Below are 12,476 nucleotides of genomic sequence, written 5' to 3'. Positions count from 1 at the left end.
TTTAACAAAAATGTTAAAATGATTCATTTATCGCTTTAAATCCAATAAAACTAAAACAACCGCAATCATTTCTGTAATTTTCAATTTTGCTCGTTTAAGTTGTGTTTTAACAGTGTTAACAGAAACACCCAACTCTTCAGCAATTTCCAGGTAAGTATAATTTTGAATAAATTTTAAACGCACTATTTCTTGCATTTTTTCAGGAAGTGCATCAATAATCTTTAAGATTTGATGATAAACAATCTTTTTATCATCCTCTGAAGCCGTATCAACAACGTGCTCGGCTAATAAATCGGCACTAAATTCGAGTAGTTTGTAATTATCGGTAACCTTTATAGATTTTAAATAATTAAAGCAACGATTTCTAACCATTGCATAGACATAACTTTTTAAAGATGTAACCACATTTAGTTTTGAAGCATTTTCCCAAATGTAAATAAACACCTCCTGAACCAGATCTTCACTCGCCTCTTTATCAAACAAGAAGCCGTTAGCATAAGTTACCAAGCCATTATAATGACTATCGAAAAAGGTTTTAAAAACCTGTTCATTTTTATTTCTTATGCCTTCAAGAATAAGGTTCATTAACTTGATTTAGAGCGAGTTTAATTACGAATTTAACAAAACTTTAGTTTTAAACAAAAGGGCAATTCAAATGAATTGCCCTTTTCTAGTTTAAACATGTATTTTAGGATTTTACAACGTCTAACAATTTATGAATTGCCTCCTTATTTGAAGGCCTAGGCGCATCAAAATCTACTATATTTCCTTGCGGATCGATTAATATAAATCTTGGAATAGAATTAATATTATAAGCCAGAGCAAACTCAGATTTTGTAGCGTTTGGTGCCAATATCTGTACACCAGACATATTTTTGTCTTTTACCATTTTACTCCACTTTTCTTTATCGGATGGTTTATCAACAGACATGCTAACAAATACGATGTTCTCATCTTTATACTCCTTTTCCAGTTCTTCTAAATACGGAATCTGTGCCTTACAAGGTGTACACCAGGTTGCCCACACATCTATAAACACATATTGTCCTTTAAAATCGGAAAGCGAGGTTTTAGATCCATCAATATTCTCATAATCTTCAAATACAGGCGACACACTTCCTTTATCTAATTTTGTAGCAAAACTGTGTTCCTTTTCATATTTTGAAGTGATGTTTTTAATAAAACGTTCTACAAAAATGTTTTCAGTTTTTATTTGTTCGTCAGTGATATTTTGATAAGAATTCAGAGCTGTATTTAATGCGCCTCTTAAAGTATTAACATGCTCTTCAAATTCAGCTTCATTAAAACGATACCAGGTTTTACTATTAAAACCGATATCAGACGATATAATTCTGTATTTTTCACTCTGATAGTTGTTGTAATCTGCAAGGTCCTTTGTAAACCTAACTGTGTTCATGAAATCTTCTGCATTGGCTTCAAAATGAATATTTGCTCCATTCTCGGCATACAAACGCATCATAACTTTATCTTTATCTAGCAGTAATTGATAATTACTACCTCCACCTTTTACTTTAAAGCTATCTATAAAAGTACCATTCTCGGAAATTTTAATTTTCTTATTATCCCCACCCATGGAATAAACAGTAATCATCTCTGATTTGGCATTGGTTATTTTTCCTGTTATCTCAACATAATCCGGGTGTGGTTGCTTTGCTTTGCAAGCAAATATTGCGCCTAAAGCCGTTAATAATGCTAAAGTTTTAATCTGTTTCATTATAATTTTATATTAATGCTATAGTTGTTTATATTTTTCAAAAGTCTTTTTAAAATCAGAACCAAATTTATCCCATTCGTTAGTTGTAAATACTGGCTTAACCTGCTCTAATAAATTTTCAAATTCTTTTTGATTGTTTTCAGTTCCAAAATATTTAGCCTTTACGTTAACCATTCCCGACAAATAGTTTCTAACAGGAATTCGTCCGTAAGCTTTAGCCAATTTATCAGCATGACTTATAACATAGTCTACATACTCGCCACCGATTCTTAACCCTGTTATAATAACAAACGGAATTTCTGCATTCCAATCTTTTTGAGATTTCAAATAACTATCAACAACCTCAAAAGATACTTTTCTTTTGTTTTTTAAATACGCATCACTATAAAATTCAGGGTAATCAATATTTAATGCTTTTGAATAGGATTTAAAGTCTTTTGCATTAAATTTTTCCTTCGCCGCATTTAACAGACTTAACAATTCCTCAACTGATTTAAAACCTGAATTTACATCGACAGTATTGCCTTTAGAGTCTAAAATTACAAATGAAGGAAAACCTGTAACACCATATTTTCTTGCCAATCGCTTACCTATATCTTCTTTAAAAATATCGGACTTAAAAGCAACAAAATCCTGATTTAAAAGCTGTGACACTTTTTTGTCTGTGAATACAGTTTTGTCCATTTGTGCACAGGGAAAACAGCCTGTAAAGTATAAATCGACAAATATTAATTTGTTTTCATTTTCAGACTTTACTAATATTTCTTCCCATGGAGTCTTAATAAAATTAGTCTGAGCTATGCTAGAATTAAACCAGAATATCAATAATGCCAAAAGTGACATTCTAAATATATTTTTCATCAATATTTAAATTATAAATAATTAAGTGCAAAAAAATAGGAGATAATGTAAAAACAAAAACCTCCTATTTTTATTCATTTATTACTAATTTTAACGCTGTCTGTAACTAATGCTTTTAACCTTACCAAAACCTGTAAATGAACTCACAAAACTAAGTGGTTCAGGCCCTAAACTTAAAACATCATAAAACTCTACTGTTCCAACACCTCCATTACTACGCCCTACAATCAAATGGTTTTGCATCTCTACGTAATTTCCCTTGTTTCCTTTAAAATCATGAAATTTAAGCATGTTTATTTCATCACTTCCTGCGTCTAAAACTTCTTCTAGTTCGGGTACTTCAGGGTTCCAATCATATCTAAATACTTTCGATCCTACATTGTAAAACACATAACCATACACCGGGTTTATAGCAATATTACTCGCCTGATCAAAATTTGAAGCCTCTATTTCATTGAAATACATCTGAGACGAATTAGATACATTAAAAATAGCCAAGTAGTACTTTGAAGTTTCGGCATTTTTTAAAATAGCGAAAGTCGCAGCACCACTTAAACCTCCATAATCATTACTTGTTAAATAAACAATCTCCATACCTGTATCGTTATAATCGAATTTGGTTGAGGCAGCAGGAGCAAATGTTACAACATTCCCTCTAAGGCTTCGTAAAAAACGTCTGTTAGTTACATCATATAAAGTTGAATATGTAGCAATACCACCTTTACCAATCATAGGAGCAACATTAAAACTAACCCCTGATATGTTATTAATAGGGCTTCCATAAGCTATTTGACTGACATCATTATAGTAGTAGGCATTCCCATCTGCAAAAGTGTAACACGTACGACCAGATTGAGATTCCATAAAATCAATTTCTAAATCATCTGGCTGTGATGACAAGAATTCATTTGAAATTGGAAAGTCCGGAAACCATTCAAAGGTATTTTGTTCTATTCGGGTTGTTCCATTACCAGACGTTGATACATAAATTCCATAATTATTAGATTTATAACCATATGTGTATACAAATCCAGCTTCTCCACTAAGTTCTAGGCCTGAACCTGCTAAAACATCGTATAACGGCTCATATTGTCCATCTATTAGTGAGACCATATCTAATCTTGGAGATTCGTTGGTATCACTCAAAATCAGCCATCCTTCATAAATACTATCTACAACTTCAATATTAAATTTGTACTGCGTTTCTATTCCTGTTTTTACATCTTTCACAAAATAGTAACCAAAATAATTACCAGTAGTGAGAGGTATTGGCGCATCCAAATTTTTTGTTGTCGCCAACTCTGTTAATTCTTGAATACCAATTCCGGTATCTTCAACAGCAACCCATCTGTACTCGTAATCGCCAGTACCATCTACATCTAAATTAAATTTAACTTCCGGGTTTATAACCAAGTTTTTAAATCGTTCTACAGTATAGTCTTCTTCTATTGCACCAATTTCTACCTCGTTAATCTCACTATAATCATAATTTCCTTCATCTTCCATGCAAGACACCACTAACAGATGCATTGCCAGAAGACTTAAAAATTTTATTCTTAATGTATATAATTTCATAATTTTTAAAATATTATCATTTACTCCTAAACCAATTAAATATAGGAAGCATAAATTCCTACGGTCATTTCGGTAACACCATCTTCTTCATAAACAGGGGTACCTGCTGCTTTTTGAGCAGCCAAATAGTCTCTCAACGTTCTCGTGAATGCAAAGATTTGAGGTAATGATGGCATTGTAGCAAATACTTCCACATCAGTCCCTGTTAATTCAGCCAACAAGTAAATTTTCTTTGCCGACCATGTTCCAGGATAATAATCGAAGAAAGCACTCCAATAAGCAGGCTTGGTTAAAATATCTGAAAATGTAAATTCAAATTCTGTAAAGCTCAGTTCTCTGTCTACATTATAATATTCTTCGGTAGTGTAAATATCTGTGTTAAAATACTGGTTTTCCGATAATTGAAACTTCAACGATACTGGTCCATCTTTTAGGGATGCATCTCTAAATAAACTCACAGGTATATAAGCACGTACTGAATCTGCTGGTAAAACAACTGAATTTGGCATTTGATAATGTACACCTTCAATAGCTGTTGATTCATCTGCTAGTACCTTTAAATTTATAATTCTATCAAAATCTGCAGTATACCCTTGTATTTTAACAGGAACATTAATAAGGGAATCGGTTACTGTAGGTAATTCGAAAGCAAATGAAACATCTAAACTATCTAAAGTTTCACTTTCATTTTCTCTTCCCTCTTTTGCCCATTCAAAATAAATATTACTACTTGTAGCATCAAATAAAGGAATCTCATCTTCGGCACAAGACATAAATGCTAGTAGCATACAACATGTCAAAACTGGTAAATAAATATATTTCTTCATTCTACTATTTTTTAATTACGATAATCGGTTTCAGATAAAGGTAGCGGCACAACATACTGATCTGCCCCCATTGTAAAGGCAGCAACTCCAGGAGTTCCACTACGCAATGTTTCAACATTTAAACGCTTGTAATAAAAGAACAACTGGCCCTCGCCATAAAACTCTTTTTGATATTCTTTTAGAATCTCATCTTGTAAATTTATCTCACTTGATAAGCTTTCTAATCCTCGACTATTTCTAACTGTGTTAATATATTGTAATGCTTTAGCTGCATCCGTTTCTGCTTCGGCTGCGATATAATACATTTCTGTTAAACGAATTAAAGGCTGTTTAAATCTAAATGTTGTTCTATTATCGCTAACATCGGCATATTTTAAAAACGTTTTATATGCCTTTACACCAGAGGCAGGTTGCTGCCAAGTTGAATTAAAGCGGTAGTCTAATGTATTATTCTCAAAAACTTCAGCTAAGTACCCTTCTTCTGCTGTTAAAATATTTTCATCTCTAACTGATGGAGCAAAGTAGCTTCTATATCTATCGTACATTGAAGTGTTTACCAATCCAAATACCACTTCCTTTGAAAAAGTACGATCAGGGTTTGCTGCTTCTGTAAAAATCTCACTCTCCGAAGTCCAAGGGAACCATTTCGACGCGTCTTGTATTATAAACGTAGCGGCCTCCAAAGCCTCTGCTTTATTACCTGCATAGAGATGCACTCTAGCTTGTAAAGCCTTTACTGCATAGTAATTAAAACGAAATTGTCTACCTGCAACAAATTTAAAACGATCATCTGGCAAGACTGCTAAACCTAAATCGTTTGGTCCATATTCCCTTATAACATCGTTAACTAATAAGCTTTCGGCCATTGCCAAATCAGACAGCACCATATCTATAACTTCTTTAGCGGGCTTGAAAGGTTCTGTTTCCCCTGAATTATTAGTGTAATATGGGATAGCTTCTTTATCTGGACTCACGCTATAAACAGGCCCAAACAAACGTAATAAATCAAAATGTAACATAGCTCTCAACCCATATGCCTCGCCCCTTAATATACTTTCTTCCCAAGCAGATAATACTCCTGGATAGGTATCTAAGCCAGCCAAAAAGTTATTTACGCTTAAAACATTTGCATATTGCTCTGACCACGCCGCATTAAAGGTTGATCTAGCAGCTGGTTCTTCATAATTATAATTAGCCACTTCATACCAGGCATGCTGCTCTCCTGCAGCCCTATATCGCTGACCCAAAACATCTACCGCTGTCATAGTTAAATTGCCACCGTAAGTTGCAGGTTTCGTCATATTGGTATAAATACCATTTAAAGCATCTAATATGCTGCTCCTAGATTGGAACACTTGTTCTTCTAGAAATTTATCTTCTGGTTTAACATCTAAGTAGTCATCACACGAAACGAAAAATATTCCAGTGAATAACATTAAAATATATTTTGTATGTATTTTCATAATTCGTTCTTTTCTTTAGAAGTTAGCATTTAAACTAAATGAAACAGATCTGGCAAAAGGGTAATTAATACCACGTTCTGAGGTTATTGAAGATATACGGAAAATATCATTCATATAAGCATTTAATTTTAAACGTTCTAAACCAATATTACGCATCCATGCTTTATCTCTAAATTGATACCCTAAATTAATAGATTCCCCTATTAATACATTTTCTTCCTGTAAAAAACGTGAAGACATTCTAACCTGATCGAAATTTGAAATAGATTTAAACTGAGAGATATCTCCTGGATTTTGCCATCTATCTGTTAAAGCTCTCAAATCCTGATTATTAATACGACCTGCTCTTGATATGTTTTCAACTTTACTAAATAAAGCGTTATTAAACACATCACCGCCTAAACGATATCTTAGATTAACTCCCAGAGTAAACTCTTTAATTCTGAATGTATTACCAATAACGCCTTCAACAGACGGACGGCTATTGCCCATCTTTTTAATATCCTCTGAACTATATTCAAATGTAGGTCGCCCATCCTTTGTTAAAAATACTTCTTCTCCTGTTGCAGGGTCAATACCCAAGGATTCTACCGTCCATATGTCGTCAGGACTAAACCCATCGTAATAACGTTGTAATGAATTATTTAAAGTGGCCTCATCATTTAAGTTTTGTAATAAATTTCTAAAATTATCATACTTACTACTAACCGTAGATGCATTAACCACAACCGTCCATATAATTTGATCTTCTAAATTATACACAGGAGAAAACCTTAACATACTTTCTACACCAGTTGTATTCATTAAACCGGCATTAATTGGATATGAAACAACCCCTGTTGATGAAGGTTTATCTATTGATACAACTAATGGGTCTGTAAGCTTTTTATAGACATTAAACTGTGTACTAATTCTATTATTTAACAATGTTGCTTCTACACCAAAACTATAATCTAAAGTTTTTTGCCATTCCAAATCAGGGTTTGCCAATGTGTTTAAATCTATAGATTGACCAAAATTATTAACGCTTGTTAAAAAACCATAGACACTTACATCTGATAAGTTACCAAATCCTTGATTTCCGGTTTTACCAACACTCCCTCTTAATCTAAATGCAGACACATATTCTTCATCGAAATTAAACTGATTTGCTAAATTCCAACCAGCTCCAACAGACCAGAATGGCGTATAGGTATTATTAACTCCAAAAACAGTAGATCCATCTAAACGATAATTTAAATCAAAGAAATACGTTTTATCATATTCGTAATTGGCACTACCAACCACATTCACTCTTCTATAAACATTAGAGGTATTTGATGGTTTTGCATTTTCTTTGTAACTAAATGCAAAGCCTGGATTTCCGTTGGTACCCAGAGGAAATCCTTCAGCTGAAAAACCAGTTCTTCTATTATTGCTTTCTTCTATAGACCCCCTTAAGTTCGCTGTAATTCTATGCTTATCATTAAAGACCGTGGCATAAGTAGCCATGGTGTTAAAATTATAACTAAACTGCTCTGTTTGATTAAAGTCATACGTACCTGCTTGAGTATAATTATCACCTATAAAACGTGTGTTTGCAGGGTCAACAAACACTTCTGCTCTGGTACTTATTTTATTAATCTGTAATTGCGTGGTTAATCGCAATTTAGAATTTAGCTTTAATATCGCTCTTAAGTTATTTGTAATTTGCGTGTTTTTAGTTTTGTCGTATGAATTTAAACTGGCATTAAATAGAGGATTGGAAATCAAAGGTCTATCCAAAGTTCCATTCCAGAAAGAATCAATATCTAAAAACATAGACACCTCACCTTGTGGATCGTACTTTTTAAAGTAAGGGTTCGCCTGGGCATAAGTTGCAAATGAACCATATGGTGATTCGGCAGCGTCATAACCATTAATACGCAAACGGTTACTAATATTTAACTTTCCTTTTCTGTAAGTTAAATCTAAATTAGTACCCCAGGTTTTACGACCAGATCCAATCATAACTCCTTCCTGATCTCTATAGTTAACACCAACACCATAAGTAATATTCTCAGCGCCACCGCCTGCATAAATAGAATGTGCTAAAGATGTTCCTACCTGAACAGGCTCATTTAACCAATACGTATCAACTCCACTTTCAATTTCAGACAATATGTTGTTATACTGTTTATCTAACTCGAATTGCGCCTCATAATTCGATGGGTTACTTGTTGTCCATAAACCAGACAGTCTTTCATATTCTAATTTTTGTCTGGAATTCATTAAATTATAATCTGTTAAATCTGGCATCTCGATTCTAAAGTCAGACGTATAATTTACGGTTAGTTTTCCAGCCTTCGGCTTAACGGTTTCAACCACAATAACACCGTTCGCTGCTCGAGCTCCATACAAGGCTGTAGACGCAGCATCCTTTAAAATCGTAATCGATGCTACGCGATTCATATCTAAATCTATAATTGTACGCAAAGTAGTTTCAAAACCATCAAGAACAAATAATGGTTGATTTGGATTTCCTCCAAATTCATCTCGAATATCATCAGTTGAAATACTTGTTTTACCACGTACCTCAATATCTGGTAAGCGGTTTGGATTAGATCCTAGAGCATTATTTTCAACAATAACAAATGATGGGTCTAGTGTTTTTAAACTCTCTATGACATTTAAATTCCCAATTGCCTTTAAGTCGTCTCCTTTTACTGTTGTTACAGCTCCTGTAAAACTTTCCTTTTTACGTTCTACAATACCTGTAATTACGACCTCCTCTAAGGTGCTTACGTCTTCTTGTAAAACAACATCTACTTTGGTTTTACCATCTAAAGTAACTTCTACAGTTTTATATCCTATATAACTAAAAACTAAAGTGGATGCTTCATCTGCTCGTAAAGCATAATTACCATCAAAGTCTGTTGTTGTTCCATACTTTGTTCCTTTAACAAGCACTGTTACCCCAGGTAAAGGCATACCATTATTATCTATAACTACACCACTTACATTTATTTCATTGTTAAAAGAGGCTGTATGTTTTGGACTTATTAGAATAATACCATCTTCAGTTTTTTGAACATTATAGGTGTTACCTAATAAAGTATAGAGTACATCTAATACATCTGCATTTTTAAAATCTACTGAAACAATTCGATTTACATTAACTTCTTTATCACTATAAAAGAAGTCTACATCTGCCGACTTTGTAATTTCTTTAAGAGCTTCATATAGTTTAACTTTTCCCATTTTCAAGGTTACTTTCTGCGAAAAAGAAAAAACTGATATACTAAAAAATGCGATACATAACATGAGAGAACGTTTCATGAATCGTATAATTAAAGATTTGTGTTTACTGAGTAACCTACAACTTCTTGTGGTTAACTTTTTTTCCATACATTTGTGTGTTAAGTTAATTTATTGAGTTTTAATAGTTTTTTATTAGCTAACAAAATCTAAATGGGGAATGTTGCAGCATTTCCCATTTTTCTGTTACTAATCTTACTTGGTTAACCTTATTTCATATTTCCCAGAACTTGTATTTTTTGTTATTTTATAATTGACTTTAGTCGTTTTACTAATCATGTTTAACAGGTAATCGACCGGCTTATTCTTATAAGCCACTCCGGTAAATGTTTCATTCCTCAAGCTTTCATTTTCTATAATCACATCTACATTATACCAACGGCTCATTTTTACCAGAATTTGCTCTAAACGCTCACGCTCGAAATAGAATTTACCTTCTTTCCATGCCGTGTAGACTTGAGTATCGACCGAAGCCACATCTATACTCGGATTCATCATTTCAATTACAGCTCGTTGTCCAGGTGCTAATATTGTACTGCTTTGATCCTTTAAATTTGAATTTAAGGCGATACTTCCTTCAACCAATGTTGAAGAGAAATATTCGTCATCATCGTAAGACGACACATTAAACTGAGTACCAAGAACAGTGATATCTGCCGAATTGGTTTTTACGATAAAAGGACGTTTGCCTTTAGTCACCTCAAAATAAGCCTCTCCTTTTAAAGTTACCACACGTTGCTCTCCTACAAAACGTTCTGGAAACTCTAACGAGGTTGCCGAATTTAACCACACCTTAGTACCATCAGGTAATTTTATTTGATACACACCTCCAACAGGCACATTCAGGGTATTTATTTTAGGGGCTTTTACCACTACCTCATCTGCATCCCCCAACACATCATAAACTAAACCTTCTTTGGTGTTTTGAATGCTTGCCAGTTCATCCTCAGCAATCAATTCTTCCTGATGCGCCGCTAAATCAACAATGGTACCATCAGACAAAACTAATGTTGCCTTTTGATCTCCCGGAAGAATTTCCTTTAAAGCATTTTCGGTTATAACTTCTACATTAGTATTTGTTTGATTGTATATACCAATTCCAACAGCAATAAATAAAATTAATATGGCTGCATACTTAAATACGGTTTGTAACTTAAATACTTTAGGCTGCTTACGTATTGTTTTTAATAAAGTATCTACCGTAGCTTTCGTATTTGGTGTATTTACACTATAACTTATAGCGTAATTGGTCTTCACAAATTCTTTGAAAATTTGTTTATTTTTCGAATCCTCTAACCATTTCGAAAGTTCCTTTAACTCCTCAGGAGATGCAGATTGCGACAAATACTTTAATAATATGTTTTCTATATTCTTAGACATGTATTGCTACCTTGTTTTTAATTATTACTCAACAAAAATCACCTACCCTTACTTTTATTCTTTCTTTTTTTACTTTTTATTGTTTTTTTTGTGACATTTACGAAACATTTCTCTTTTTTTGACACAAACTTATTCATGTCCGCATCACAGGAACATAACATAAACTTAATACGTCAGCTCCAAAACGGTGATGAAGAGGCCTTTTCGCACCTTATAAATACCTACCATAAACCGCTTTATATTTACGCCCTCAACCTTACTAAAGATCACGCTGCGGCTGAAGATATTGTTCAAAATACATTTTTAAAAACCTGGAAATACAGAAAAAAACTGAATCCAGATTTACCTATTAAAAATCTGCTTTATAAATCGACCTTTAACAATTTCATAAGTCATTACCGCAAAGAAAAACCTTTTCAATCTATTGAAGAAACTTATATTGAAGCTATTAACGAAACTATTGAGGATGATAATGCCGAAATACTTTCAAAAAAAATAGAAATGGTTACTCAAGGCATTGAAGAACTTCCAAAAAAATGTAAAGAGATTTTTTTATTAAGTAAACAAGACGGATTAACGAACTCTGAAATTGCAGAATACCTAAGTATTTCGGTAAAAACAGTAGAAGGACAAATAACAAAAGCTTACCGAATTTTAAGAGATTTAATTGGAGAACAATTGAAAGAGATCCTGTTTATTCTATTCGATATTAAAAAATAACTTAAAGAAGCCTCTCCAACAGGTATCTTTACCCCTTGTTACATTTTTAAAGAATCCTTTAGCTCCCTAATTCGTTTTACTTTTTTTGGTTTCCTGTATTTTTTTGCAAACTCAGTATGATACCTGTGTTCTTCTAAAAACGCCACCTGCATTTTATTCCACTGGTCAACATCCAAATCTAATCCTTGATTGTTTAATTCTTTTAAAAGCTGATCTCCGGTAACATAAAAATCACGACGCCCAAGATAATCTAAATCGGAATCACATATTATTTCCTCTAAATGAGTCCTTGGATTTTGAGGGACTTTTGTTGCCATAATTAAACCTTTTACTGTTTTAATAGCTTCCTCAGGAAATCCATATTGATGCATTAATCGTTTTGCTATTACAACGCCCTTTTCTTCATGATTTTCTCTTCCCACTGTAAAACCAATATCGTGAAGAATAGCTCCAACACGCAGCAATTTAGCATGATAACCATCTATTTTTTCGCGTCTTATGTATTTATTAACCACATTAAGGACATCCAACGTATGAATAATGTTATGGTAGCAAAGTTCTTCAGGCAATTCTGTATTTAAAATATGTAGAGCATGTTTTCTTAGTTTCAAATAGCCTTTCATACGCTAGTGCTTTATG

General features: G+C 33.2%; 10 protein-coding genes. 1 reads left to right on the top strand and 9 read right to left on the bottom strand.

Annotated elements, in window-relative coordinates; translation table 11 throughout:
* Window positions 1-27: 27 nt before the first annotated feature.
* From RBH94_RS08830 to RBH94_RS08795, 8 genes are all read right to left on the bottom strand, one after another.
* Window positions 28-585, bottom strand: coding sequence for an RNA polymerase sigma-70 factor (locus RBH94_RS08830; protein WP_307880581.1), 558 nt, complete (start codon window positions 583-585; stop codon window positions 28-30).
* 103 nt (window positions 586-688) lie between these two features.
* A complete protein-coding gene (locus RBH94_RS08825) occupies window positions 689-1,735 on the bottom strand; it encodes an AhpC/TSA family protein (RefSeq protein WP_307880580.1) in 1,047 nt (348 codons plus the stop codon).
* Window positions 1,736-1,753: 18 nt separating this feature from the next.
* Window positions 1,754-2,596 carry a thioredoxin family protein gene (locus tag RBH94_RS08820; RefSeq protein WP_307880579.1) on the bottom strand — a complete coding sequence of 281 codons (843 nt, stop codon included), beginning with the start codon at window positions 2,594-2,596 and terminating at the stop codon, window positions 1,754-1,756.
* A 90-nt stretch (window positions 2,597-2,686) separates the two neighbouring features.
* Window positions 2,687-4,171 (bottom strand): PKD-like family lipoprotein, encoded by a 1,485-nt coding sequence (locus RBH94_RS08815; protein WP_307880578.1) that lies wholly within the window; start codon window positions 4,169-4,171, stop codon window positions 2,687-2,689.
* Between the two features lie 35 nt (window positions 4,172-4,206).
* Entirely contained in the window at window positions 4,207-4,998 is a 792-nt protein-coding gene (locus RBH94_RS08810; RefSeq protein WP_307880577.1) for a DUF4843 domain-containing protein, read from the bottom strand.
* Window positions 4,999-5,009: 11 nt separating this feature from the next.
* Window positions 5,010-6,461, bottom strand: a complete 1,452-nt coding sequence (locus RBH94_RS08805; protein ID WP_307880576.1) for a RagB/SusD family nutrient uptake outer membrane protein — start codon at window positions 6,459-6,461, stop codon at window positions 5,010-5,012.
* A 15-nt stretch (window positions 6,462-6,476) separates the two neighbouring features.
* A complete protein-coding gene (locus RBH94_RS08800) occupies window positions 6,477-9,680 on the bottom strand; it encodes a SusC/RagA family TonB-linked outer membrane protein (RefSeq protein WP_307880575.1) in 3,204 nt (1,067 codons plus the stop codon).
* 252 nt (window positions 9,681-9,932) lie between these two features.
* Window positions 9,933-11,117 carry a FecR family protein gene (locus RBH94_RS08795; protein WP_307880574.1) on the bottom strand — a complete coding sequence of 395 codons (1,185 nt, stop codon included), beginning with the start codon at window positions 11,115-11,117 and terminating at the stop codon, window positions 9,933-9,935.
* A 135-nt stretch (window positions 11,118-11,252) separates the two neighbouring features.
* Here RBH94_RS08795 and RBH94_RS08790 point away from each other — a divergent pair, with 135 nt between their 5' ends.
* The gene (locus RBH94_RS08790; RefSeq protein ID WP_307880573.1) at window positions 11,253-11,837 is read left to right on the top strand and encodes an RNA polymerase sigma factor; all 585 of its coding nucleotides are present in this window, start codon (window positions 11,253-11,255) and stop codon (window positions 11,835-11,837) included.
* Window positions 11,838-11,875: 38 nt separating this feature from the next.
* On the opposite strand, the gene RBH94_RS08785 is transcribed toward RBH94_RS08790, so the two are convergent.
* A complete protein-coding gene (locus RBH94_RS08785; protein WP_307880572.1) occupies window positions 11,876-12,460 on the bottom strand; it encodes an HDIG domain-containing metalloprotein in 585 nt (194 codons plus the stop codon).
* Window positions 12,461-12,476: the final 16 nt, after the last annotated feature.

The organism is Aestuariibaculum sp. YM273, from assembly GCF_030908365.1.
Lineage (GTDB): Bacteria > Bacteroidota > Bacteroidia > Flavobacteriales > Flavobacteriaceae > Aestuariibaculum > Aestuariibaculum marinum.
Note: the sequence above shows the minus strand (reverse complement) of the source record. Positions and strands in the feature narration are given on the sequence as shown.